Raw genomic sequence first — 26,113 nt, forward strand, 5'->3', positions numbered from 1 at the left:
CTCAGGACGCCCAGGCGCCGGTGCCGAACAAGTAAGCCCACCAGCAGATCAGCGCCAGATCAGCGACCAGCAGCAACAGGCGCAGCACGTTCCAGACCGACCGCGCCCCGGATGACTTCGGACGCCAGCTCAGTGCCAGTGCGAGCAGTCCGAACAGCGGGAACCACAGCAGCACCGCTCGGTTGACCGACATGAACCACCCGGAACTGCTGAGCACGATCACATTGACCGCCACCCAGGTGAACTCGGCCCAGCGGCGCTTCGTCAGGCACCACAGCGCGGCCACATAGCCGAGCGCCACCGACACGATTTCGAAGCGGAACATCACCGGCACCTCGGGACGATCGGGCCAGTGCGACTCAGCAGTCAATGGCCAGGTCGCCTTCAGCGCGTCCCAAGGCCACGACAGGTTACGCTGCCAGCCCTGCCCCTGAGCCGAATACCAGGCCGACCACGAGCCGGTGTGCTGATGCAAGAAGAGCGCATAGGCGCCCAGCACAGCGGCCGGCACCAGCAGCCAGGCGCAGTCCCGTAGCTTCTTCACGAACGGTCTGGAGCCCTGGGTCACCACCATGATGCCCAGCGCAGCGATGAGGAATAGTCCCGAGATCCTCAGCGCGCAAGCAATCGAGGCCAGTGCGGCGACCTGTCCCCAGCGGGCTTTGAGGCCACGTTCCCAGGCCCAGAAGGCTGCGGCACAGAAGAACGGTTCGGTATAGGGCACGGCGGTGAAGACCGTCATCGGGGCCAACAGCCACAGGCAGGCCATCCACACCCCGCCGATGCGGTGCAATGCCCAGGCGGCAAGCCCGGACGCGGCCTGCGCCGCAATCGCGGTCGAGATCACCATGGGTAACCCGAGCGCCCCGAAACCCGCCATCAGCAGCGGCAGACCGGGAAAGAAGGCAACATCGAGCGGGTCACGGTAGCCATTGATCGCGATGGTCAGGTAGTGCTCGACGTCCCAGCGGGTCAACACCTGGTCGAGCGAGGCGCCGGTGCTGGTCATGATGTAGGCCGCCACGCCCAGGAGCATGGCCCGGGTAGCCAGCCAGGTGATGATGACCAGGCGCGCACCCCGGCGATGGGTTCGCGTCACCGGACGATCGCCGCAGTCTCAGCAGCGGTGTCGTTCGCAGAATCGTCGACGGGATCGAGTTCGTCGTCCTCGGCCATCCGCCTGGCCTCGGCGGCCCTCCGGGCCCGATCCTGCATCGCCACCAGCCAGGCCGCATCCGGGGCGTGATTGACCACCCCGCCGAGCGGATCGTCCACCATCGGCAATCGCACCGGGTCGTTCCACGGAGACCTGATGTCCTCGATCACCCGCATCGCGAACCACAGCTGGATGCCGACCCGGATGATCACCGCGATCCAGTACATCCATTCCCACTGGCTGCCCAGTCCGATCGCGCCCTCAAGGAATCCCCAGATCGCGGCGTAGTAGATCGCCTCACCCAGCGTCCAGATCGCCACATCGAAGACTTTGGGGCGGGCCAGCACGACGATCGGGAGCAACCAGAGCGCATACTGCGGTGAGTAGACCTTGTTGAAGATCAAGAAGCACAGCATCACCAGCAAGATGACCTGTGCCAGCCGTGGCCGGCGGGGTGCGCTGAGCACCAGCCAGCAGACCGCGGCGCCGCTGATCGCCATGCAGACGAACGCGATGGCCGAGACCGCGGGAAGCTTGAGACCGGCCAGCGTGAGCACGTACCAGATGGAGCCGAGATCGGCGCCGCGGTCCGCATTCAGCGTCCAGAACTTGCTCCAGCCCTGCCAGGCGAAGATCATCACCGGCACGTTCACCGCCAGCCAGGCGACTACGGCGCCGATCCAGGCGCGCGCCAGCGCCCGGTAGTGGCCCGATCGCACGCAGATCAGGGTGATCGCGACCAAGACCAGCACGGGATAGAACTTGGCCGCGAACGCCAGGCCGAGCACGCCGCCGGCGATGAAGGGGTACTTGCGGCTCCAGATCAGCAGGCCGATCGACGTCAGCATGACCGCGAACATGTCCCAGTTGATCAGGCCGTTCAGTGCGACGATCGGCGATGCAGCGATGAGCAGCGCGTCCCAGACTCGCACCGGGCCGGCGTAACCGACCCGGGGTGAGTCGCGGCCCATCTTCAGATGCGCCCAGACGGTGACCACGAAGCAGACGAACAGCGCGATCGCATTCACTTGAAAGAACAGCTGGGAGGCCGCCAGCTGCTCGTCGAAGGTCGCCTCCGGCGAGATAACCGCCCCGAGCAGGCCGGTAATCGCCCTGGTCACAGCGAGAAAGCCGCCAGTCAGCACCGGATACTCGAGCGCTATATCGGTGTATATCCCTGACCCAATACTCAGATCGCGATTCAGATAGAGAATCGGGATGTCGCTGTAACACATCCGTAGGAAGGGATTCGGGAACGCATCACCGAGTAGCGGACGACACGGCACCTGACGCCAGACCAAGATCAACCAGGTCAGCGTCGCCGCGGTGAACGCAAAGAAAGCCGGGTTGAACCACAAGCCGACCCTGCGGGCCCGTGACCCCAGGGGCCCGCCCACACGGTAGGTGAAATCGACCGGTTCGCTCACCCGGCCATTGTCTCGCACGTCAGCCAGAACGCCCGGTCCTGGTCGGTTCCTCCGGCTCCGGGGCCTCGGTCGTCTCGGGAGCCGTGGTCTCCGGACCAGTCGGTTCGGGCTCCTCGGTGGTCTCGACAGGACGCGTGGTCTCCGGGGCCGATGTCTCCTCGGGCTCGGTCGTCTCAGTCGGCTGCGGGGCTGCTGAGGTGGCGCTGGTCACCGGCAACGTGTTACGCACCGTCGGCTGGATATTGGCCGGCGGATCGAAGTCGACGAACGGCAGGCCATCGGTGGCCACTGCCATGTACGAATTCCACACATCGGTCGGGTAGCCGGCGCCGTAGAACGCGCCGCTGCCCGGACGTGCGTAGACGTCCAGGTTCTGGTTTCCGTCGTCACCGGCCACCATCACCACTGCTGTGGCGATCTGCTTGGTGTAGCCGCACAGCCAGGCCGAACGGGTGATCTGCTTGGTGGCGCCGTCTTGGCCCACCGCGATCCCCTCGGTTCCGGTCTTGCCCGCCACATCGCGTCCGTCGACCGCACTGACCGTCGAGCCGGCCACCGCGCCCGACAGCGCATAGCTGAGGTCTTGGGCGACCGGTGTCTCGATCGCTTGCACGCCCTCGGAATTGCCGCTGTAGACCACGTTTCCGGACGCGTCGCGCACCTCGGCAACGATGTGGGTTTCGTTGCGCACTCCGTTGCCGGCCAGTGTGGCGTAGCCGGTCGCGTTGTCCAGTGCGGTGACCTCGCCCTCGCCCAGCACCATGCGGTTCACCTGGGGTGCCCAGCTGTCGTCCTCAGGGATGCCCGCATCATTGGCGGCTCGGATGAGTTCTTCGGTGCCGTTCGGGATGCGTGCGATCAGGTCAACGAACGAGGTATTGATCGAGTCCTGGATCGCCTTCTGCAGTGTGACCGTGCCGTAGTTGTAGGCGGAGTCATTCTGGACGGGTTCGGTGTCGCCCTCCGGGGTGTAGGTGGACCCGCGCAGCGTCGAACTCAGCCCGAAGCCGTTGCGCAGACCCGCGACAGCGCCCCAGACCTTGAAAGTGGACGCGGCGTAGCGCGGTGTGGTCGCCCAGTTGCGCGAGTTCGAGACGAAGTCGGAACCGCCGTACAAAGCCAGAATCCCGCCGGTGCCGACATCGATCGAAGCCAGGCCGACGTGCAGATCGTCAGCGGACGGCTTGACCCGGTTGCCTTCGTCGTCGGTGATGTAGTAGGCGTTGTCAACAGCCCTTTGCACGGTGGACTCGGCGGCGTCGATGGCAGCCTGCTGCATCCGGGCGTCCACTGTGGTGATGATCGTCAGGCCACCGCCGTTGATCTGCTCCGGGGTGAAGCCCTGGGCCTCGAGCTCGCTGGTGGCCATCTCGATCAGGAACCCATTCGGGCCGCCGTAGACATCGCTCACCGGGATGTCCGGGAACTCGGGAAGCTGGTTGTAGTACTGGTCGTGTTGTTCCTGGGTGATGGATCCTATCGGGTCGAGCATGCCGTCGATCACGTAGTTGTACCGCTGTAGCAGCGCCTGCCTGGCGTTGTCGCCGCTGGCGGGATCGAGCGTGGACGGCGTGTTGACCATCGCGGCCAGCGCTGCGGACTGGTCGATCGTCAGGTCTGCGGCGCTCACGTTGAAGTAGGCCTGAGCTGCCGCTTCGATGCCGTACGCGCCGCGTCCGAAGTAGATGGTGTTGAGGTAGCCCTCGAGCACCTCTTCCTTCGACGCGGTGTTGTCCATCTTGATGGCCAACGCCAGTTCGGTGAACTTGCGCGAGAAGGTCTGGTCGCTGGTGAGATACCGGATCTTGATGTACTGCTGAGTGATCGTCGAGCCGCCGCCGCTGATCTCACGATTGGTCAGGATGCCCCAGAATGCGCGACCCATGCCCTTGAGGTCGACGCCCTGGTTCGTCCAGAAGGTGCGATCCTCGGCAGCAACCACTGCATCCTTGATCGACTGCGGCATGTCGTCGTAGGAGATGTTCGTGCGGTTCTGGATGGCCAGCGAGCCGAGCTCAGAGGTGCCATCCCGGAAGTAGAGCCGGGTCGTCTGAGTGGTGAAGTCGGCGTTGGGATCGGGCAGCTCAGTCCTCTCGTAGAAGACAATGCCGATGACGGCGGCGATCAGGAGCAACGCCAGTACGACGATGCCCGCAATCTTGGCCACACGGCCAAGCGGTCCGCCCTTGTCCTTCTTCGCGGAGTTGCCGGATTTACCCGGCTTTGCCGCACGCTTCGGGCTTTTTGCCTTCTCAGCCATAGATGTCCTCAACTGTCTGCTGTCTGCGAGGCGGACGGCGACGCTGGCCGTCGCCCAACACGAACGTCTCTATTAGATGGTTCCAGCCGCAATCAGGGCAAATCTCCACGACACGCACCTTGAACTCACCGAATTCGTCCTGCATCTGCGCGAGCTCCTCGTCCGACTTGATGCGGCCCGAGAACTGCCCGAGTTGATCGCCGAAAACGTAGTTGAGCAGCGTCAGCCGGTCGGAGACGCAAACCGGGCAGTCGCGTCCCGCCAACGAGCCATGATGCAGCGCCGATCGGACGAGGAGGGGGTCCGCGTCACACGGGTCGAGGCCAGCCAGCAGGGCTTGTGGATGACGCATCGCTTCGAGGGTCGCCCGCCGTTGCAGGGCATGGCTCACCTGCTCACGCTGGGTGCGGAAGCGCTGCGAAGCCATGCGCACAAGCCTAAACCGGTAAGTCAACCAGGCCGGTTCGGCCGTGTTGATGCCGGGCGGCAGCGGCTAGTAGGATGAGCGAGCCCGCGTGGGTTCACGCAGGTGTCGGGGCATTAGCTCAGCTGGTAGAGCGACGGCTTTGCAAGCCGTAGGTCAGGGGTTCGAGCCCCCTATGCTCCACCCAATGTGTCTTACGGGAACACGCGACATCGGAAGATGTGGAGTGTTCCCGTTCGGCTTCCTTGCCTCTGGTCGCCTCGCGGACGATCGTTGCGAATGGCTCTGCGAGGCGTGGACGTAGCTGCTCGTCTTCGGTGATCTCCAGCCGCGTGTAAAACGCTTGGTTCGCGAGCCTCCTGCTGCCGTCGTCAGAGCGCGCGTAGGCCCGGTGCGCGTCGGTCAGCAGCCTCAGGCTGTCGTGGAGGAACGCGCGCCCACCGGTGTGTTGTTCGTCCTGCTGGGCGAGGCGCTGCTCGATGTCGGCCAGGCCGGTCCGGATGCGGTCTTGGTGCCGCTTGAGCGTCGGGAGGTCGATGGCGTCGGCGAAGTGCGCGCCCAGCAGCTTGTCGCTCTCGGCCTCCAGACGTGCCCGGTTCGCGGTGAGGTCGGCGAACTCCTGATCCCGCCCGACACTGCGCTTGTCGAAGGCAGCGTCGACCTCGGCGGCGAGGTGCCGATAGTCGTCTTCGCTGATCGTGATCGAGGCGTATGAGTCCTCGACCAGCCGTTCCGCAACCTGCACGGGAACCGCGCGCCGAGTGCAACTCGTCTTCTTCGCGGCTCGACCCGAGCAGACGAAGTAGGCGTAGGTCGTGCCGCGCGGGTTGGTCGCGAAGTCCAGCAGCATCCGCGACCCGCACGATCCGCAGTGCAGCAGGCCTTTCAGGTGGTGGGCGTGGGTGACGTGTCGCGTCATCCTGGCGTTGCGCGCCTTCAGCAGCGATTGCACCTGGTCAAACAGCGCGGGCTCCACCAGTGGCTTGTGCGCGCCGGGATGCAGCGCTCCCTTGTAGCGGATCACTCCGGCGTAGTACGGGTTCGTGAGTAGCTTGTAGAGGGTGTTCTTCCCCAGCGGCTTCGATGGCCGTTTCGGCGACGGCACCGTCGTCAATCCCCGGGCGGTGAGTTCACGCAACAGCCCGGTGACCGAGGTCTCGCCCCAGGCGTAGGTCTCGAACGCCCACCGGATCAACGGTGCGCGCTCGGGATCGACCTCGACCGTTCGAACCTCGCGGCCGTGCTCGTCGGTGCGACGGACGTTGAGGTAGCCGACCGGGGCGCGCATCGGGGTTCCGCCCTGCGCGAGCTTCTGGGTGAGGCCTTTGGTGACTTCGGTGGCGAGGTTGCGGCTGTAGAACTCCGCGATGGACGACATGATTCCGTGGACCAGCATCCCCGATGGGGTTTGGTCGATCGACTCCGTCGCCGATACCAAGGTGACGCCTGCGGCGAGAAGGGCTTCGTGAATCCTCACGTCATCAGCGCGGTTGCGGGCGAGCCGGTCGAGCTTGTGCACGATGCAGAACTCCACCCTTGTTGCCGCGATGAACGCAAGCATGTCTTGCAGCCCTGAACGGTCTGCCGACCTGGCCGACTCGCCCGCGTCCACGAACTCGCGTACGACCCGCGCTTCCAGCTCGACGGCCTTCCTCGCGTTGGCCTCACGTTGCGCGGGGATCGAGAAACCTTCCTCAGTTCCACCGCGTTCGGCCTGCTCCCGCGTCGAGACACGGAGGTAGGACACCGCAAGCAGCACCGGGACATCGGCCTCGACGGCGGTGTCGGTGGTGACTGTGGTGCTCATGGTGGCCTCCTTCGCCTCGAAAGGATCGTCAACAGGTTGGGGTCGTACCGGGCGACGGTGGTGGAGGATGTCCACCACCGTGATGCCGTGCGGAGCGGTCGCCTTCGGGGGCTGACGGTCCCGGAATTTTCCCGGAACCGCCAAGGCGTCCCGATGCTTCAGGTCCGATGCCGTCCGGCAGGCCCAGGCCGTAGGGGTCTGGCTCGCCGTTGACCCAGGCGCGATGCCGTGCCTCCGCGATCCCGAGCACCCACTCGATGAGCTTGCCCAGGTCAGGCGTGTCTCGTCGCGTCGACCTCAGCCGCAGATGCCGATCGTCTGTCCTCATGGCAGGTAGGTGCGCAGCACCTCCCAAAACGCGGACGACCGAACCGAATTACTGCCCGCCAGACAGACCCTGTTCGAGATGACACGCTTCTTGCAGATCAAGGACCGGACTAGTCCGTATGGAATTGTGATTGAGGCCAGACTACCGCTCTTCGGCGACCTCGGGCAGAGCGAACTTCGGCAGGTGTAGCAGGCCGCGCCCGAGAGCCGCCGTGAACAGTTCCTCCGCGAGAGCGTCGAACTCTGGCGCCAGGAACCGTGCTGCCGCGTCCGCGATGTCAAGGTCCGTGCCCGGCTCGTCGGCGCGCAGTCGCAGGACGATGACAGCACGGATGTCATCGCACCAATCCTGGGTCGCGGTGGCCAGTGACGGGATCGCTCCAGCGACCGCGTCGGCGAGGAGCCTGGCCAGAGCCTGGCCCTCCAGGCGAGCGAACAGCCGATCCAGGGCCGCCACGATGCTGGCCCGTACTTCTTCAACCTCGGAGCCGTTGGGTGTGGGGCTGCCGTCGAGGAACGCGAGAGTGCTGGCCCGCATGTGACTAATCGCGTCCAGTGCGAGCCCTTCCTTCCCCTTGCCAGGGAAGTGGTGATACATGCTCCCGTGGCCGACCCCGGAGCGCTGCTGGAACATCTGCGGACTCGTCGCCTCGAACCCCCGCTCTGCGAGCAGAGAGCATGCAGCAGCGACAAGCTTCTGCTTCGAGTCATACGCCGGACGACCCGGCCCACGCCGCCTCTCCATCATCCCAGCCACTCCTCACTCGACGGCCCCGCCAGTCGCATCAGCAATTTCGTACAGACTAGTACGGACCTTGATCTGCAAGACGCGTGATCACTCGAACGAGGTCAGTAGCAACAAGCGAAACTGACGAGCGTGACGACCGGGGAGGAGCGGTACTCTGCTCGCGGTCTGCGTGTTCCCGGCGGCGTGTCAGTGGGCCCAGATACGATGGGATGGTGCTGATGGCGGACCTCCTGGATGTCGCCGAGGTCGAGCGAGTTGCCGCCCTCGGTGGGCTCGATGCGCGCACGCAGAGCGAGCTTGGTCAGTTCTTCACGCCTGCAGCTGCGGCTCAGCTCATCGCTTCGATGCCCCGCTTACCCGAGGCGGGAACTCTGCGTGTGCTTGACCCTGGCGCGGGCTCAGGCGTGCTTGCCGCAGCACTCGTCAGCCGCGCGCTATCGGAGCGACCGGGCCTGTCGATTGAGATCGTTGCGGTTGAGCGCGACCCCGCTGTGTTGCCGAGTCTTCGGGCCACGCTCTCTGCGTGCGAGCACGCTGGCGGTGGCCGAGTCCACGCCGAGGCTGTCGAAGCGGACTTCATTCTCGACTCCGTCGGCTTGGGTGCGTCACTCAGCCTTGATGGCCAGTTCGATCTCGTGATCGAGAACCCTCCATACGGGAAGCTGGCGGTGTCCAGCGCACATCGCACGGCCATGCGTGCTGCCGGAGTCGATGCGCCCAACCTGTATGCGGCGTTCCTTTCTCTGTCCGTCGCGGCACTCAGGGCAGGCGGGCAGGTCGTCGCGATCACCCCCCGCTCCTTCTTCAACGGCCCATACTTCGGCGCATTCCGTGCCCACTTGCTCGACTCAATCGCGCTCGACCGAGTGCACGTCTTCGATTCCCGCTCGACAGTCTTCGCAGATACCGGGGTCCTCCAGGAAAACGTGGTCTTCGCCGGAACACGAGGTGCGACGCCTGGGGTCGTCGAAATTTCGGTCAGCCGCAGCCATACCGATGACATCTCGTCCCGTGCCGTTGCCTACGAAGAGGTCGTCTTCCCCAACGACCCCCACCGATTCATCCGGCTGGCGACCAATGCCGACGACACGGCTGTCGCCGACGTGGTGCTCTCCCAGCCGTGCTCGCTGACCGATCTTGGTGTTCAAGTCTCCACTGGTCGGGTGGTGGACTTCCGGTCGCGTCATGCTCTGAGCGCCGTCGAACAGCCGGACGCCGTGCCATTGGTCTATCCCGGCAATCTCCGGGACGGCAGCGTGCTCTGGCCACGAGAGATTCGTAAGCCCCAGTGGTTCCGACCCAGTGATGACAAGGACCGCGGCATGCTCCTGCCAGAGGGCTGGTACGCGGTCGTCAAGCGTTTCAGCGCGAAGGAAGAGCGCCGTCGGATCGTTGCTTCGGTCTGGTCGCCCGCGGACAACCCCGGCGAGGTAGCGTTCGAGAACCACCTCAACGTCTTCCATATCGGAGGCCACGGCTTGGACGAAGACCTCGCCAAGGGAATCGCCGTGTGGCTCAACTCCTCCGTCATCGACAAGTTCTTCCGAACCTTCTCCGGGCACACCCAGGTCAACGCCACCGACCTACGATCCTTGCGGTTCCCCACAGCGGCCGCACTGCGCGAACTGGGCTGCAACGGTGCCGCGTCCCAGGTCGAAGTGGACTTCTTGGTCATGGAGTTGATCGCCGCGTGAGCGAGTTGAGCGAGACCGCCTATGAGCGAGTGGAAGATGCGCGGATAGTCCTCGAAACGCTCGGCATGGACGCGGAGCGCAGCAATGAAAGATCGGCGCTTGTGCTCCTGGCGCTTCTGCGCCTCGCACCATCCGAGTCTGGGGCAGAGGCCGCCAACCCGATGCTCGGCACGCGGGCGATCATGAACTTCATCCGTGACGAGTACGGCAAAGACTACGCGCCGAACACTCGTGAGACTGTCCGTCGGTTCACGCTCCATCAGTTCGTGGAGGTCCAGCTCGTAGTGCAGAACCCCGATGAGCCGCAACGCCCGGTCAATTCTCCGAAGTGGAACTACCAGGTCACGGCCGAGGCGTTGGAAGTCCTGCGCGCATACGGTACCGACTACTGGCAGTTGGCCGTCGATCGGTACCTCGCGGAGCTGCCGGGGCTCAAGGCCCGCTACGCGGCTGCGCGCGAGATGGATCGCATCCCGCTCACGCTTCCGGATGGCTCGACCTTCACCTTGACGCCCGGCGGGCAGAACGTACTTCTCAAGGCGATGGTCGAGGACTTCTGCCCCCGCTTCACCCCAGGCGGTCAGGTGTTCTACATCGGTGATGCGGGCGACAAGTGGGCACTTTTCGAACGCGAAGCCCTGGCGGCGCTCAACGTGAAAGTCAACGAGCACGGCAAGATGCCGGACCTCGTCATCTACATTCCAGACCGCAACTGGTTGGTGCTCTTGGAAGCAGCAAGCTCCCACGGCCCCGTCGACTCCAAACGACATGCCGAACTCGCCGACCTGTTCGCCGAGTCAACGGCAGGTCTCGTCTACGTGTCGTGCTTCCCTGACCGGGCGGAGTTGCGCAAGTACGTCGACAAGGTCGCGTGGGAGTCCGAAGTCTGGTGCGCCGACCACCCGACCCACATGATCCACTACAACGGCGAACGCTTCCTTGGGCCTTACGCCTGAGCATCGAACGAGGAAACAGTGACCAACCCCGATACCAGTTTCACCGCCAGCTCTGTCCGACTACAGACCCTCCTTGAGAATGCGAAAGAGGGGCGACTTCAGCTGCCTGACTTTCAGCGCAGCTGGGTGTGGGACGAAGAGCGTATCCGGGGCCTGATTGCTTCCATTTCTCGGGGGTTTCCAGTTGGTGCCGTCATGACCCTGCGTACAGGCGGTGCAGTGGACTTCAAGCCACGGCCGTTGGAGGGAGCACCCGCGGCTGCGGCTGATGAGACGCCCGACTCCCTCTTGCTTGACGGTCAGCAACGTCTCACATCGCTGTACCAAGTGCTGGTCCGCAAGCAGGTCGTGGCGACCTTGACTCCGAGGCGCCAGCGGGTAAGAAGGTGGTTCTATCTCGACATTGAGAAATGCCTGGACGAAGCCGGGGATCGTGATGAGGCCGTTGTCATCCTTCCCGAAAGCCGACGGGTGACGGCAGAGTTCGGGCGGGTAGTCGAACTCGATCTCTCCACGCGTGAGTTGGAGTTCGAAAACATGATGTTCCCACTGACCTCGGTCCTCGATTACGCCGACTGGCAAACGGCGTTCGTAATGCAATACAGCGGCACTGCGGACTTCCAAGCTCGGTTCCAGCGACTGAACGAGTTCCATGAAAGGGTCATCAAGAACTTCACGGCGTACCTCGTGCCGCAGATTGAACTTTCGGCGTCTACAAGTAAAGAAGCGGTCTGCGTCGTTTTCGAGAAGGTGAATACCGGCGGTAAGGCGCTCGATGCATTCGAACTCATCACCGCTATGTATGCAGCCGACGGCTATGAGTTGCGAAAAGACTGGTTTGGCACAGAAGAGGGCGAAGGGCGGCATGGCAGACTGCGCGCAGCAATGCGGCTGCCGTCAGCGGCGGAGGGCGTGCTCTCCGGGGTCGGGAACACCGACTTCCTGCAAGCGATCTCGTTGTTTCACACACGAGACTTGCGTGAATCCGCGAAGGGAGAGGGCAAGACGGGCAGAGAGCTCCCTCAAGTCTCCGCGACCAGGCAGGTCCTGCTCAATCTCCCGTTGGACGCGTATAAGCAGTACCAGCACCGCGTCGAAGAGGGCTTCCTCTCAGCCGCCAAGTTCCTGATCCAGCTCGACATCTACCGAGTGAAGGACTTGCCCTACCAGAGCCAAGTTGTCCCACTTGCTGCGATTCTCGCCGAGCTTGGCCGAGATGCCGACTCACCGGCAGCCATCGAGAAGATTCGTCGGTGGTATTGGAATGGCGTTTTCGGTGAGTTATACGGCTCGTCCACAGAAACGCGAATCGCGAAGGACTTCATCGAGGTTGTGGACTGGGTGCGCGGTGGCTCCGAGCCCTCGACAGTGCGCGACGCAACGGTGCGAGCTGATCGTCTGGATACGATGCGCATGAGACTCTCTGCCGCCTATAAGGGAGTGAACGCACTGCTCATGAACCGCGGGGCAGAGGACTTTCGTTCGGGACAGACATTCAGCCACACGATTTTCTTTGATGAGAACGTGGACATCCACCACATCTTCCCGCAGGACTGGTGCAAGAAGACGGGCATCTCGAAGCAGGTCTACGACTCGATCATCAACAAGACCCCACTTACGGCCCGGACCAATCGGATTATCGGAGGCGTCGCACCGAGCGAGTACCTCGCGCGTATCGAAGGCGACGGTGCTGAGCCCGAGGAAGTCAATAGCAGACTGCGGAGTCACCTCGTAGACCCGGCTCTGCTGCGCACCGACGACTTCGAGTCGGCGTTCCGAAAGCGCCGTAATGAGCTTGTGGCTCTGATCGAGAAGGCAATTGGAAAGCCTGTAATCATCACAGAACCTCCGGAAGCCGATGGGGACTTCGATGAGGATCCCACTGAAATCGAGGACCTCGGCTCCGACGCCTTGTGAGAAGTCATCCCGCTCGACCGGCTAATGCTCACGAATCCTGGCCCACACCGTGCCACGGTGGATGCCGAACTGCCTCGCCAGCGCGTTCACGCTGACGCCGCTCGCTCGGGCTGTTCGCATAGCGTCCACTTCGCTGTCCGTGAGGCGTGTTCGAGGTCGTCTACTTGGTTCCGCCGCCGCGCCAATCAGCGGGTCGTCCGACTCTCCGACAGGGGCGGGATCCTCGCAAATGCCTAGATTCCACGCGGAAACTAGCCGCTCAACCCGTGGTCGCCTGTTCCCGTAGTGCTCCATTGCGCCCACCAGAAGATCGCTGTTCAAACCCTCGACGTTCTCGGTCTGAGTCCTGCCTTCCGCTCAGTCTTGTTCGCGACGGAGGGCAAGGGCATGAACTTCGGGGTTGAGGAACACGTCGAATGGCGGTCCGGCTTGACCGTGGAGATCGTCTTCGCTGGAGAGGGTGATCTTCTCGAAGCGGGTTCAAGCGGCGCTCGCCAAGTGTCGTTCAATGATCGGCCTTGTATCTCGAGCAGAAGGTGACGATGGGAGCTTGATTGATGAACGACGATGTGGAAGCGGGAAGCGGCGAGTATCGGCCGGGGCAGTCGGTGTTCCCGCACCATGCATTGCTGCGATCTGCCGGGGCGAGCGACATCGCAATAACAGAGAGTGACGCGCAGTACCGGGCACTTGGCAGGGTTCACTACGAGTTTTCCCGGCTGATTTGGTGGCTTCGGTTTTACGTGCGGCATCGAATCGATCTGAAGATCGGTGGAGAAGGCCCTTTCGTTGCCGAACGCAGGGTTCTCAAGTCGCTGATCTCCGATACAGCTGGAAGATCCGTGACTAGCGTATTTGAACTGTGTGCTGAACTGTTCGCGCATAGCAACGAAGACATGGCGATTGCAGAGCGCTTGCGGGCTGAGTTCAAGTCAATCAACCAGAGAAGGAATCACCTTACGCATGGAGACGTTTTACTGGCGTTCGGAGTTCCCGAGGAGTGGCGATCTTCACCGCAGTCGGCGACGGAGCCCCCTCTCCAGATGAGCGTTAGCCGAACCGGGGTGGATGGTGACATCAACCTCATTGAGTCACTGAGTTCAGCCGTAGGGCTTGAAGGCTTCGCAAACGAGGTGACCTTCCACCGGAAGCGGTCGACGGAGTACGTCAGAACGTGCCTCTTATTGGCACCTCTCAATTTTGGCGCTGAACGACCCTCACAAATTCTCCACATTCGCAACGAGCGTGTCGAGCGAATCATACCGTACGCACCTGATCGTGAGGTAATGATCTTGCCGTAGGCGGGAGAGCCTATTTCGAACATTGCAGGTAACGCTGATGAAGCTTTGCTGCGCGCAGCTCCGGAGACCAGATGCGGTATGCGTTGTCACTACGGTGCACGGGCACCCCAGCGGTGTAGGCGACGAGCAGCTCACGGCGATTCGAGGCGCTCAAACGGGTTTGAGACTGACGCGTTTCCTCCACGACCGGACCACGCTGATCCACCCTCCGAGCCTGCTCAGGACGCCGCCCGCGGGGCTTCGAGCCTCGGAGAACACGGGAAATCAGCGTTCCGAGCGGCCTACTCCGGTTTGAGAAGCACCTACGGAGGTCCACTGTCGTCACAAGGCTCGAACCCTTTGCCAACGGAGACGGTGGTAACGGAGACGGTGGTATAGGTGCGAACATCGGTGACCGGACCATGAGTTGGATATCGTTCACCTCCTTGAGGCAAGCCAAGCGGCTTCGTCGAGCATGTCAAGTGTGCCCCGAACCGGACGCCATTGCTCGACCGCGCCGGCGTCATCCACGGCGCGCTGGCCACACCCGAACTGGCCTTCACCTCCCCCGGGCCTCGTCGAGTTGGAGGTCTTCGACGCCGCCCACACCCTCGCCGTGAAATACCAACCCCGGCCCTGGCAGAACGCAGTGACCACCTGGCTCCGATGCAAGTCTCACACTTGATAGCGCGAGCGGAGCCTCCATCTCGTTCGGCCACGCCCGGAGAAACCCAACTCAAGCCGTACCTCCGCCGGTAACATCGTGTGTGTTGGCCTGCCCGGGCCATTGAGCGAGGAGGACCAACGTGGCTGAGCCTTGGCTGTCTGCCGACGACATCGCCGCCCACCTCGGGGTCACCAAAGACACCGTCTACACGTGGATCGCCGAGAAGGCCATGCCCGCCCACAAGGTCGGACGCCTCTGGAAGTTCCAAGCCAGCGAGATCGACGACTGGGTGCGACGAGGTGACGCTGCCGCCGACTCCGAACCCTCCCCGCCCGGGTGAGTGCTTCGCTCTCTTCCAGGCGCCGCTGACACTTTGTCGGTGGTACCCCATATCCTGATCCACTGCCCAAAACCGGAAGGAGGCACGTCGTGACAGAAGCGACGACCGACGCGACATTGACACTCGCGACGCTTCGTGCGGGCCAGCGCCTCCGTGGCCTGGTGCCCGGGCAGACGGTCACCCTGATTGCCATCGATCCCATCGACGCCGGACTATTCGAGGTCTTCTACCGCGACGACTCCGGTCGCAGCGGCGCACGCGCGATCACCGACGCCGACGCGGCACGCTTCGAGGTCGCGGGCGACCTCGACTCCGCTCCCGCCTACGATGCCGACCCGGACGAGTTCCGGCTCGCGGCTGAGGCGTTGCGGATCAAGTACGCGGCGCTGTATGACCCGATGGTCGCGGTCAACAGCTCGGACGTTGACCCCCTGCCGCACCAGATTCGCGCCGTCTACGAGGAACTGCTACCACGTATCCCGCTGCGCTTCCTGCTGGCCGACGACCCCGGCGCAGGCAAGACGATCATGGCCGGGCTCTATCTGAAGGAGCTGATCCTGCGCTCGGACTGCGAGCGAGCAATCATCGTCGCTCCCGGCGGGCTCGTGGAGCAGTGGCGCGAGGAACTCAGCCAGAAGTTCGACCTGCGCTTCGAAATCTTCAGCCGTCAGATGGTCGATGACGCCGAGGGTCGCAACGTCTTCGCTGACCACCCGCTCCTGATCGCCCGCATGGACCAGCTCTCCCGTAGTGAAGACCTGACCGAGCAGCTCGGCGAGGTCACCTGGGATGTCGCCGTCGTTGACGAGGCCCACCGCATGTCGGCCCACTACTCGTCCTGGGCGGGCGAGGTCGATGAGACCAAGCGCTTCAAGCTCGGACGCCTACTGTCGGAGACCGCGCACAACTTCCTGCTGATGACGGCGACCCCGCACGCGGGCAAGGAAGAGGACTTCCAGCTGTTCATGTCGCTGCTGGATCGCGACCGCTTCGAGGGCCAGTACCGGCAGGGCGTGCACCGGACCGATACCCACGGGCTGATGCGCCGCATGGTGAAGGAAGACCTGCTCACCTTCGAGGGCAAGCCGCTGTTCCCCGAACGCAAGGCCTACACCGTCGAGTACGAGCTGAGCCCGGCCGAGCGGGACCTCTACGAACAAGTCACTGACTACGTCCGCACCGAGATGGGTAGGGCCGAACGGATCGCCCAGGCCGGTGACAAGAAGCGCGGCAACAACGTCGGGTTCGCGCTCACCGTGCTGCAACGCCGTCTGGCTTCCAGCCCGGAAGCGATCCTGCGCTCTCTGGAACGACGCCAGCAGCGCCTCGACACGAAACTGCGCGACATGCAGCGCATCATCACCGACGACGCACGCTTCAGCACCTCTACCTCCTCGCACATCGACGAGTGGTCCACAGGCAAGACCCCGCTCGACTTCGGAAGCGACGCACTACCCGCGTTGTCGGTCGATGACTTCGAGGACTTCGACGAGGAAACGACCGACGAGGAGCGCGCGCAGTTCGAGAACCAGGTTGACCAGGTCGTTGATCTCGCCACCGCGGCGCAGACCATTCCTGAGCTGCGTGCGGAGATCGCGATCCTCGAAGACCTCGTGCGCACTGCGCGGCGTGTGCGTCTTCAGGATCATGACAAGAAGTGGGTGGAGCTGCGCACGATCCTCGATGAGCAGTTGCTGGCGAAGGACGGTTCGGGTACTCCGCGCAAGATCATCATCTTCACCGAGCACCGCGACACTCTGGACTACCTTCAGCAGAAGATCGCCGCGCAGCTAGGCCGGGCCGACTCGGTGATCACGATCCACGGGGGGACTCGCCGTGAGGATCGTAAGGTCGCCCGCGAGCGCTTCACCCACAACCCCGACACCGTGGTGTTGCTCGCTACGGACGCAGCCGGTGAAGGGCTGAACCTTCAGCGCGCCCACCTGATGGTGAACTACGACCTGCCCTGGAACCCGAACCGCATCGAGCAGCGTTTCGGCCGCATCCACCGCATCGGCCAGCGCGAGGTCTGCCACCTGTGGAACATGGTCGCCCGAGACACTCGCGAGGGCGACGTGTTCACTCGGCTGCTGGCGAAGATCGACCAGATGTCGATCGCCTACAACGGCAACCTGTTCAACGTCCTCGGCGATGCTGACGCCTTCCAAGAGCGCTCGCTGCGCGACCTCCTGATCGAGGCAATCCGCTACGGCGACCAACCCCAGACCAAGGCCAAGCTCGACCGCATCATCGACGCCAGCGTCTCCCACGGCCTCGACGAGATGCTCGGCGAGCGCGCACTCCACCCCGAAATGTTCTCCGCACTCAACCTCAACGAAGTCCGGGCACGAATGGAGAAGGCCCGCGAACGCCGACTCCAGCCCGGCTACATCGCCGCATTCTTTATTCCTGCGTTCGAGCGACTTGGCGGGCGCATCCGTAAGCGCGAGAAGGGACGCTATGAGATCACCCGTGTCCCGGCCCGCGTGATCGACACCGCGCGTCGCCTCAACCGGTGGGCGCCCGTTGCTGAGCAGTACGAGCGCATCACCTTCGAACTCTCACGGATGCACCCCGACGGTCTCGCCGACGCCTCCCTCATCGCACCGGGTCACCCGCTGCTGCACGCCGTGATCGAGGCAACCATCGACGACCTCGGCCCGACCCTCAAGCAAGGCACGGTGCTGGTCGATCGGCGCACCAAGCAGACAGATGCGCCGATGCTGATGTTCAGCGTCGAGCAGCGCATCGAGAACACCGCAGCCGACGCTGACACCGTCTCCCACCACTTCGACTACCCACTCCTTGAACAAGACGGCACCGTCACAGTCTCCGCAGCACCGCCCTACCTCGACTACGACCGACCCGACTCGACCGAGACCGAAGCCGTGGCTGAGATCGCGGGCGGCGACTGGGCACGGCAGAACCACGAGAAGCTCGTGCGTGCCTGGGCCTATCGCGAAGGGCTCCAGCCCCGCATGGACGAGATCAAGACCCGCCTCGACATCGAGTCCGCTCGGACCCGCGCGCAGGTGAAGGATCGCCTGCTCGCAGAGATCAACCACTGGGACCGCGAACACAACCGACTCGAAGCCCTCGAACGAGGAGGCACCGTCGGCAGGCTCCGCGCCGAGACCGCACTCGTACGTGCCCGACAGCTCGATGAACGCCTGAACCACCGGCTCGAACAGCTCGACGAGGCCACCAACCTTGTCGCTGTACCCGCCGTCATCCGCGGCGCCGCCCTCGTCATTCCCAGTGCTCTCCTCGTAGCTGACGTCGAGCCTGAAGCGCAGACCTTCGCCCGCCAGACCGCGGAAGTCGAGCGACGAGCAGTCGAAGCCGTGCTCGCCGCCGAGCGAGCACTCGGACGCGAACCCGTCGAGATGCCGCGCAACAACCCCGGCTACGACATCCAGTCCACTGACCAGAGCGGCTTCGTCCACTACATCGAGGTCAAGGGCCGCATCGAAGGCTCCGACACCTTCACCATCACCACCAACGAGATCACGTTCGCCCAGACCCAAGGCGACCGGCACCGACTCGCCCTGGTCGAGGTCTCAACCAGCGGTGCCGCCAGCGATCAGTTGCGCTACGTGAGCAACGCCTTCACCCACCTGGAGCCATCCGCGACCACCCGTTCCTATAACGAGGTCTGGCGCGACTACTGGGAACGCGGAGGGCCACCGCGATGACCCACCACACCGACACCAACCAGCCCATTGCCAGCGAGAGAAGCACAGTGACCGACGCACCCAAGAAGAAGCTCATCGAAGTCTCGCTGCCACTCGAAGCAATCAACGCGGAGGCATCGCGTGAGAAGTCGATCCGGCACGGGCACCCCTCGACACTGCACCTGTACTGGGCGCGTCGGCCGCTCGCAGCAGCGCGCGCAGTTCTCTTCGCTCAACTCGTCGATGACCCGTCATCACGCCCTGACGAGTTCCCGACTGTCGAGGCTCAGGATGCTGAGCGCGCACGACTCCATGCGTTGCTGGAGAAGCTCGTTGTCTGGGAGAACAGCAACGACGAGGCCCTCCTACGGCAGGCGCGCGAGGAGATTCGCAAGAGCAACAACGGTGACTTGCCCGCTGTGCTTGATCCCTTCGCCGGCGGTGGAGCAATCCCGCTCGAAGCGCAGCGCCTCGGCCTTGAGGCGCATGCCAGCGATCTCAACCCGCTGGCTGTACTAATCAACAAGGCGTTGATTGAGATTCCCCCCAAGTTCCGTGACCGAGCACCGGTCTTTCCGAAGGCCGCAGGAACCAGAAACGCTTGGCAGTTCGCAGAAGGAATGGCGGAAGATGTCCGCGCCTACGGAGAGTGGATGCGCGATGAAGCCCAAAGACGAATCGGCGACTTGTATCCGAAGGTCGTCGCGCCCGGTGGCACCGAACACACCGTAATCGCTTGGATATGGGCGAGGACGGTGAGAAGCCCCAACCCAGCGAATCCGATCGAAGTGCCTCTCGTCAAGTCTTGGTGGCTCAGCAAGAAGAAGGGCAAGGAGGCGTGGGTCTACGCCAGTGTCGTCAACGGAAGCGTTCAGTATGAAGTCCGGCATGATCCTCACGGACCCCAGGGGGACGCAGATGGCACTGTGGGACGCAAGGGAGGATTCGCTGTTGGGGACGGCACCCCAATGTCGTTGAACTACATTCGCGAAGAAGGCCGCGCGGGACGCATGGGCGCACAACTCATCGCGGTTGTTGCGGAGACACCTCGCAGTCGCCTCTACGTATCTGCTTCGCCTCTTCAGTCGGAAGCTGCGACCGTGGCGCGCCCAGAGAACGTGCCCGATGGAAAGATCGGTTACTATCCCCGCGACATCAAGACCCAGACGTACGGGATGACCGAGTGGGCGGATTTGTTCACCAATCGCCAGTTGGTCGCGCTCACCACACTGAGTGACCTCGTCGCGGAGGCACGGGAGCGTGTGCTCCGAGACGCTGTTGTCGCGGGGCTCATGCCCGGCCCAAGTCTTGAGGACGGGGGTACCGGTGCGGAAGCGTACGCGGATGCCGTTGCCACGTATCTCGCGCTGGGAGTTAGTCGCACGACTGACTACTCCTCGAACCTCTGCAGCTGGCACAACACTGGGGAGAAGATGCGTAATGTCTTCGGTCGACAAGCAATTCCGATGGCCTGGGACTATACGGAAAGCAACCCGTTCTCATCATCGTCAGGGAACTTCCTGGGCCAAGTCGAGTGGGTAGCAAAAGCTCTCGCTAAGTCTCCGCACTCGGGCGCCGGCATCGCCACGCAAGCCGACGCCGCAGCAAGGCAATACTCCGGATTCGTAATCTCTACCGACCCGCCGTACTACGACAACATCGGTTACTCGGATCTTTCTGACTTCTTCTACGTCTGGCTCCGTCGAACGCTTGGCACCATACAACCAAAAGCTGTCGCAACGCTTCAGACACCAAAGATGGAGGAACTGGTCGCGAACCCATACCGCCACGATGGCAGGTCGGGAGCCGAGAGGTTCTTCATCGATGGGTTCAACGCGGTCTTCGCGAAAGTCCGCGAAGGAGCCAACTCCAGCGTGCCACTCACCGTTTATTACGCCTACAAACAGCAGGACGCGAGCGGCGAAGGCACGAGCTCTACTGGTTGGCACACGCTGCTAGGTGGGCTGATTGAGGCGGGATGGGAGATCACCGCTACTTGGCCGATGCGCAGCGAGATGTCCAGCCGGATGATGTCCCAGGCGAAGAACGCACTCGCGTCGTCGATCGTTCTCGCTTGTCGTCCCCGACCTCTCGACGCACCCGCGACAACCCGACGAGCGTTTGTGGCGACACTCAAACAAGAGTTGCCCGTGGCGCTGCGCACGCTGATGCAAGGTGCAATCGCACCGGTCGATCTTGCGCAGGCGGCTATCGGACCAGGCATCTCTGTGTTCTCCCGCTATTCCCGGGTTCGTGAGGCCGATGGCTCGGACATGACGGTTCGAGACGCACTACTGCTAGTGAACGCGACTCTTGATGAGGTCATCGGAGAGCAAGAGTCGGACTTCGATTCCGACACTCGGTTCGCGGTGAAGTGGTATCGGCAGTACGGCTGGGGCCAAGATACCGCCGGCATCGCGGATCAACTTGCACGCTCCTCGGACACCTCGATCGGCGCACTGGAACGAGGTGGCATCTTCGAAGCGAAGGGTGGGAAGGCCCGTCTGCTCCCGCCCGCCCAGCTTGAGGGAGCTTGGGACGCAGCAGCCGATGAGCGAGTCAGCGTCTGGGAAGCGACAGTCCGCTTGGCCGCCGTGATGGCCAAGGATGGCGCCGACAAGGTGGCGGAGTTGCTGCCGTCGGTGCAGACGCGTGTGAACCTGGATGCGGTGAAGGAGTTGGGCTTCCTGTTGTTCCACGAGGCCGAGAAGAAGAAGGACACGAAGGACGCGATCCTCTTCAACGGTCTGGTGAGTGCATGGGGTGACGTGAACGAACAGGCGCGCAAGTACGCCTCGACGCCGCGCTCGTCACAGCAGGCGTTCGACTTCGACGAGGACGAGGATTAGGTCATGCCCGGAAAGCGAGATCAAGCGCAGAGCCGCGGCGCAGCCGCGCGCCGCTCTGGCGCGGACCTGACTCCGTTCCGGGCCATCGCAGAGTCGGTCAGCACCTCGGGTGGTGAGCTCGTCGATCAGGTGTCGGCTCTGATTGAGCAGGCGCAGGCGTTCGCGGCCACTCAGGTGGACGCGACGCTCACTCTCCGGAACTGGTACATCGGGCGGATGATCGACGTGGCCGTGCTGCGTGAGGGCCGCGCGGGACACGATCAGGAACTTGTTGCCTCACTGGGGCAACAACTGACCTCCAGGTACGGACGCGGCTTTGACCGGACCAACCTCTACCGGATGGTGCGGTTCTCTCAGCAGTTCGCCGAGCCCGAACTTGTTGCCTCACTGGGGCAACAAGTGAGCTGGACCCACTTCAAGGCGCTACTGCCGTTGGCGAACGCGGAGGCGCGAGCGTTCTACGTGAAGGAGACCATCGACCGCCGACTCAGCGTTCGTGAGCTACAGCACGCCATCGAACGCAAGGCGTTCGAGCGTCGCGAGATTGCCGACTCCCAGATTCCCGAAGGATCAGCCGTCCCGCTCGATGCCTTCCGCGACCCGATGCTGTTGGACATGCTGGGCCTGGCCGACACCTACTTGGAGCGCGACCTCGAATCAGCACTGGTCCACGACATGGAGGCGTTCCTGCTGGAGGTCGGGCGCGGGTGGGCGTTCGTCGAACGCCAGAAGCGCATGGTCTTCGATGGAGACGACTACCACCTCGACCTACTGTTCTACTCCCGCCCGCTGCGTCGCTTGATCGCCGTGGAACTCAAGGTCGGGAAGTTCAAGCCGAGCTACCAAGGGCAGATGAACTTCTACCTGAAGTGGCTGGACCGGCACGAACGCCAGGCCGACGAGAACCCTCCCATCGGCCTCATCCTGTGCACTACGGCGAGCCGTGACCAGATCGAGCTGCTCGAACTACACAAGGACGGCATCGTCGTCGCCGAGTACTGGACGACCCTCCCGCCCAAGGCGGAGCTCCAAGCCCGCATCCAGGCGGTCTACCGGGAGGCACAGGAGCGGATCGCCCGGAGGCAGCTCACCGCAGCGGCGGATGAAGACTTTGACGAGTAGAGATTGGCCGGCGCTGGGTGCAGCCTCGTCGGCAGCGAGTAGTGAGTTCTAGGAGACACGATGGCGATGAACAACCGAGATCGAGTGGGCAAGGCGTTCGACTTGCTCTCCGAAGGGCTCCTGGACGAGGTCGATGAGGTCATGACGCGGGCCTACAAGACCGCCGACTGGCCGGCCGCGTGGGCGAAGGAGGATGCCCAGCGTCGGGGCGGGCCGCTGCGCACGCTGACCAAGCATGACGTGCAGGTCCAGCTCCGCGCGATCACGGAGCAGGGCTACCACTTCAAGGACGTGCTCTCCCGCGCCCAGCAGGGCTTCGCGTCCGAGCTGCGCGAGACCCGGAACCTGTGGGCACACAACGAGCCCTTCTCCTCCGACGACGCATCACGCGCGCTGGACACGATCGAGCGTCTGCTACACGCGGTCGGCGCGGTCGATTCCGCCGAAGATGTACGGAAGCTGCGTGTCGATCTCCAGCGCACGGTGTTCGAGGATCAGACCCGCAAGCAGGTCAAGCGCACGAAGGTGTCGCTCGAACCTGGCTCCGGGCTGCGCCCGTGGCGTGAGGTGATCCGTCCCCACGATGACGTGGCGCGCGGCGCGTTCACCGCATCGGAGTTCGCGGCCGACCTGCACCTGGTTCACACCGGTCAGGCGACGAGCCCGGAGTACGGCGATCCGGTCGAGTTCTTCACCCGCACCTACCTCACCGAGGGTTTGCGCGACCTGCTGTCGCGGGCGCTGCGGCGCCTGAACGGCGAGGCCGGGGCGAGCCCGGTGGTAAACCTTCAGACCAACTTCGGTGGCGGCAAGACCCACTCGATGCTGGCCCTGTACCACCTCTTCAGCGGCACTCCAGTCAAGGACTTCCCGCAGGAGCTTCAGGAACTCATCGCCGCGAACGGCAACCCCGATCTCGGCGCACTCGATGTGCGACGGGTGGCGCTCGTCGGCACCTACCTGAAGGCCGGGTCGCCGCTCATCAAGGACGACGGTACCGAGGTTCGCACGCTCTGGGGTGAACTCGCCTGGCAGCTCGGCGGGCGTGAAGCCTACGACCTGATCGCCGAGGACGACCGCGCCGGCACCAACCCCGGTGAGGCGCTGCGCACCCTGATCGTGCGCTACTCGCCGTCGCTGATCCTGATCGACGAGTGGGTGGCCTACGCACGCCAGCTCGTCACGGACAAGGAACTGCCCTCGGGTTCGTTCGAGACGCAGTTCACCTTCGCGCAGTCTCTGACCGAGATCGTGCGCTCGGTGCCGGGCGTGATGCTCGTGGTCTCGATCCCGGCCTCCGACACTGGCACCGAGGGACGCGGGAGTGACATTGAGATCGGTGGCGCAAACGGCCAGCTCGCGCTCGAACGCCTCCAGAACGTGATCCGTCGCGTCGCCGATCAGTGGCGGCCGTCGAGCAAGGACGAGTCGTTCGAGATCGTCAGGCGCCGGCTGTTCCAGGCACCGAACGCCGACGGCCTTACGACCATCTCCGCCGTGGCGCGCAGCTTCACGAACCTGTACCGCAACAACACCGCACTGTTCCCGCGCGATGCAGCGTCGCCGAACGACGACTACGAGAAGCGCATCCGCGCCTCGTACCCGTTGCATCCCGAGCTGCTGGATCGTCTGTATGAGGACTGGTCGACGCTGGAGCGGTTCCAGCGCACCCGTGGCGTGCTGAAGCTCGTCTCGTCAATCGTGCACGAGTTGTGGGCATCGAACGACGCCTCGCCGCTGATCCTGCCCGGCAACGTGCCGCTCGATGCAACGACCGTGAACACGGACCTGACGCAGTACCTCGAAGATCAGTGGAAACCGATCATCGACTCCGACATCGACGGCCCAGGCTCGACCGCGCAGCAGATCGACCTCGACCGCCCCAACCTCGGCCAGCGGTTCGTCACCCAGCGCATCGCCCGGACGATCTTCATGGGCGCAGCACCTCGGATCAAGAGCAGCCGTAAGGGTCTCGACAAGCAGTACCTCTGGCTCGGCACCGCAGTTCCCGGTGACACTCTCGGGAACTTCGGCAGTGCCGTCGAACTGCTCGCGCAGCGCTCGACCTACTTCTACGAGGAGCAGGGCCACTACTGGTTCGACACCCAGCCCTCGGTCACGAAGACTGCGAACGACTACGCCGAGCGTCTCCGTGAGGATGTCGAGACGGTGTGGAACGAGATCACCCGCCGCCTCCAAGGAGAGGAGCGCGTGCGCGGTGTGTTCGACCGGGTCCACATCGCGCCATCGTCGTCCGCCGACATCCCCGACCTTGAAGACACGCGCCTGGTGATCGCGCACCCGCGGCACGCCCGTCGCAAGCAGGACGGCGCCGACTCGGCCGCGCATGCGTGGGTCCGTGACGCTATCGAGAGCAAGGGTGCCAGCCAGCGCATCCATCGCAACACGCTGATCTTCCTCCTCGCCGACAAGAGCGAGTTGGAGAGCCTCGAAGCCGCAACCCGCAGCTACCTCGGCTGGAAGCGAGTCCAGGCCACCAGCGACAGCCTCAACCTGTCTGCGCAACAGCGCAAGCAGACCGACGACTGGGTCTCCCGGCTCGATCAGACCGTCTCCGACCGCATCCGCGACACCTTCGTCTGGGCGGTTTACCCCGAGCAGTTCGACCCGACCAAGCCGTTCGAGCTGGTCGCCGACAGAGTGCCCGATTCCGGCGGACGCTCGCTGGCCGAGCGCGTCAGCGCCAAACTCGGGCGCGAGGATCAGCTCGTCACCGACTTCGGCGCACCGATCCTCGGGGCCACGCTGCATCACGAGCTCGGCGCTCTCTGGCGCGACGCTGGCGAGATCACCGTTGGAGAATTGTGGGGCTATTTCACCCGCTACACCTATCTGCCTCGCCTCGTCCGACGCGAGGTGCTCGACGGCGCCATCGAACAGTCGCTCTCGGCTGTGCTCGTTGACAACGAGCGGTTCGCCATCGCGTCAGGCAAGGATGCCGAGACTGGCCGCTACCGCGGCCTCCTCGTCGCGCCAAACCCGAACACCCGGATTCAGGTCACCGACAGCACCCTGCTCATCGATACCGAGCGCGCCCAGAAGCAGGTCGATGCAGACCGGATCGCGGCCGCACGGGAAGCATCCGCAAGCGCTGCAACGGCGGATAGCGACTCGGCCAGTGTCGGTCCGGTTGACTTCGTGTGGACGGGCAGTTCGTCCGTGGAGGGAGGCGAGCAGTCAGAGGCCGAGTCCGCGCTGAAGGCAGTGCTCGCCAGGTTCTTCGGATCGGTGAAAATCGACTCCGACCGCTACGCGCGCGACATCGGCAACGTGACCCGCGAAGTGATCGACCGCCTTGCCGGCGCGGGCGCCCGGCTCGACATCACCATCGACATCCAGGCCACCAAGCCCGAAGGCTTCGACGAGTCCGAGGTCCGCACGATCGGCGAGAACGCACGCGTCCTCAAGTTCGACCCCAGCTCCGGCTTCGAGAAGAGCTGAGGG

The 26,113-nt window shown here is 63.7% G+C and carries 15 protein-coding genes, 1 tRNA gene and 1 pseudogene; 11 read left to right on the forward strand and 6 right to left on the reverse strand.

Annotated elements, in window-relative coordinates:
• Position 1: 1 nt before the first annotated feature.
• Genes QUE25_RS06455 through QUE25_RS06470 form a run of 4 tightly spaced genes read right to left on the reverse strand, consistent with a single transcriptional unit; the run spans position 2 to position 5,270 of the window.
• The gene (locus QUE25_RS06455) at positions 2-1,099 is read right to left on the reverse strand and encodes a glycosyltransferase family protein (RefSeq protein ID WP_286268316.1); all 1,098 of its coding nucleotides are present in this window, start codon (positions 1,097-1,099) and stop codon (positions 2-4) included.
• Positions 1,096-2,583: a glycosyltransferase family 87 protein gene (locus QUE25_RS06460; protein ID WP_286268317.1), complete on the reverse strand. Its 1,488-nt coding sequence runs from the start codon at positions 2,581-2,583 to the stop codon at positions 1,096-1,098. Before QUE25_RS06460 ends, QUE25_RS06455 begins: the two co-directional genes overlap by 4 nt.
• 19 nt (positions 2,584-2,602) lie before the next feature.
• Positions 2,603-4,843 carry a transglycosylase domain-containing protein gene (locus tag QUE25_RS06465; RefSeq protein WP_286268318.1) on the reverse strand — a complete coding sequence of 747 codons (2,241 nt, stop codon included), beginning with the start codon at positions 4,841-4,843 and terminating at the stop codon, positions 2,603-2,605.
• The gene (locus QUE25_RS06470; RefSeq protein WP_286268319.1) at positions 4,836-5,270 is read right to left on the reverse strand and encodes a DUF5318 family protein; all 435 of its coding nucleotides are present in this window, start codon (positions 5,268-5,270) and stop codon (positions 4,836-4,838) included. Before QUE25_RS06470 ends, QUE25_RS06465 begins: the two co-directional genes overlap by 8 nt.
• 107 nt (positions 5,271-5,377) lie before the next feature.
• Here QUE25_RS06470 and QUE25_RS06475 point away from each other — a divergent pair.
• A tRNA-Ala gene (locus QUE25_RS06475) sits at positions 5,378-5,450 on the forward strand.
• Positions 5,451-5,688: 238 nt separating this feature from the next.
• Entirely contained in the window at positions 5,689-5,982 is a 294-nt protein-coding gene (locus tag QUE25_RS06480) for a hypothetical protein (protein ID WP_281652451.1), read from the forward strand.
• Positions 5,983-5,994: 12 nt separating this feature from the next.
• On the opposite strand, the pseudogene QUE25_RS14810 reads toward QUE25_RS06480, so the two are convergent.
• Together QUE25_RS14810 and QUE25_RS06485 are read right to left on the reverse strand one after the other, a co-directional pair.
• A pseudogene (locus QUE25_RS14810) lies at positions 5,995-7,074 on the reverse strand (recombinase family protein); the annotation flags it as partial.
• Positions 7,075-7,543: 469 nt separating this feature from the next.
• The gene (locus QUE25_RS06485; RefSeq protein WP_340312730.1) at positions 7,544-8,149 is read right to left on the reverse strand and encodes a TetR/AcrR family transcriptional regulator; all 606 of its coding nucleotides are present in this window, start codon (positions 8,147-8,149) and stop codon (positions 7,544-7,546) included.
• A 218-nt stretch (positions 8,150-8,367) separates the two neighbouring features.
• Between QUE25_RS06485 and QUE25_RS06490 the strand changes: the two genes are divergently transcribed.
• The 9 genes from QUE25_RS06490 (at position 8,368) to QUE25_RS06530 (ending at position 26,110) form a co-directional block, all read left to right on the forward strand.
• Positions 8,368-9,843, forward strand: coding sequence for an Eco57I restriction-modification methylase domain-containing protein (locus QUE25_RS06490; protein ID WP_286268321.1), 1,476 nt, complete (start codon positions 8,368-8,370; stop codon positions 9,841-9,843).
• Positions 9,840-10,799 (forward strand): BsuBI/PstI family type II restriction endonuclease, encoded by a 960-nt coding sequence (locus QUE25_RS06495; RefSeq protein ID WP_286268322.1) that lies wholly within the window; start codon positions 9,840-9,842, stop codon positions 10,797-10,799. Before QUE25_RS06490 ends, QUE25_RS06495 begins: the two co-directional genes overlap by 4 nt.
• 18 nt (positions 10,800-10,817) lie before the next feature.
• A complete protein-coding gene (locus QUE25_RS06500; RefSeq protein WP_281652455.1) occupies positions 10,818-12,716 on the forward strand; it encodes a DUF262 domain-containing protein in 1,899 nt (632 codons plus the stop codon).
• Between the two features lie 557 nt (positions 12,717-13,273).
• Positions 13,274-14,017 (forward strand): hypothetical protein, encoded by a 744-nt coding sequence (locus QUE25_RS06505; RefSeq protein WP_286268323.1) that lies wholly within the window; start codon positions 13,274-13,276, stop codon positions 14,015-14,017.
• Between the two features lie 785 nt (positions 14,018-14,802).
• The gene (locus QUE25_RS06510; protein WP_286268324.1) at positions 14,803-15,003 is read left to right on the forward strand and encodes a helix-turn-helix domain-containing protein; all 201 of its coding nucleotides are present in this window, start codon (positions 14,803-14,805) and stop codon (positions 15,001-15,003) included.
• Between the two features lie 89 nt (positions 15,004-15,092).
• Positions 15,093-18,698, forward strand: coding sequence for a helicase-related protein (locus QUE25_RS06515; protein WP_286268325.1), 3,606 nt, complete (start codon positions 15,093-15,095; stop codon positions 18,696-18,698).
• On the forward strand, positions 18,695-21,526 hold the full coding sequence (locus QUE25_RS06520) for a DUF1156 domain-containing protein (protein WP_286268326.1): 2,832 nt from the start codon (positions 18,695-18,697) through the stop codon (positions 21,524-21,526). The genes QUE25_RS06515 and QUE25_RS06520 overlap by 4 nt, the downstream gene beginning before the upstream one ends.
• A gap of 3 nt (positions 21,527-21,529) precedes the next feature.
• Complete coding sequence (locus QUE25_RS06525; protein ID WP_286268327.1) at positions 21,530-22,648, forward strand: PDDEXK nuclease domain-containing protein; 1,119 nt, start codon at positions 21,530-21,532, stop codon at positions 22,646-22,648.
• A gap of 60 nt (positions 22,649-22,708) precedes the next feature.
• Positions 22,709-26,110 carry a DUF499 domain-containing protein gene (locus tag QUE25_RS06530; RefSeq protein ID WP_286268328.1) on the forward strand — a complete coding sequence of 1,134 codons (3,402 nt, stop codon included), beginning with the start codon at positions 22,709-22,711 and terminating at the stop codon, positions 26,108-26,110.
• The last annotated feature ends 3 nt before the right edge of the window (positions 26,111-26,113 follow it).

The organism is Brooklawnia propionicigenes, from assembly GCF_030297015.1.
Classification (GTDB): domain Bacteria; phylum Actinomycetota; class Actinomycetes; order Propionibacteriales; family Propionibacteriaceae; genus Brooklawnia; species Brooklawnia propionicigenes.

What these genes read in the sequence shown, in the direction of transcription:
- QUE25_RS06465 (WP_286268318.1), bottom strand. Translation starts at nt 4,843, where the DNA reads ATGGCTGAGAAGGCAAAAAGCCCGAAGCGTGCGGCAAAGCCGGGTAAA.
- QUE25_RS06470 (WP_286268319.1), bottom strand. Translation starts at nt 5,270, where the DNA reads ATGGCTTCGCAGCGCTTCCGCACCCAGCGTGAGCAGGTGAGCCATGCC.
- QUE25_RS06485 (WP_340312730.1), bottom strand. Translation starts at nt 8,149, where the DNA reads ATGATGGAGAGGCGGCGTGGGCCGGGTCGTCCGGCGTATGACTCGAAG.
- QUE25_RS06490 (WP_286268321.1), top strand. Translation starts at nt 8,368, where the DNA reads ATGGCGGACCTCCTGGATGTCGCCGAGGTCGAGCGAGTTGCCGCCCTC.
- QUE25_RS06505 (WP_286268323.1), top strand. Translation starts at nt 13,274, where the DNA reads ATGAACGACGATGTGGAAGCGGGAAGCGGCGAGTATCGGCCGGGGCAG.
- QUE25_RS06520 (WP_286268326.1), top strand. Translation starts at nt 18,695, where the DNA reads ATGACCCACCACACCGACACCAACCAGCCCATTGCCAGCGAGAGAAGC.
- QUE25_RS06525 (WP_286268327.1), top strand. Translation starts at nt 21,530, where the DNA reads ATGCCCGGAAAGCGAGATCAAGCGCAGAGCCGCGGCGCAGCCGCGCGC.
- QUE25_RS06530 (WP_286268328.1), top strand. Translation starts at nt 22,709, where the DNA reads ATGGCGATGAACAACCGAGATCGAGTGGGCAAGGCGTTCGACTTGCTC.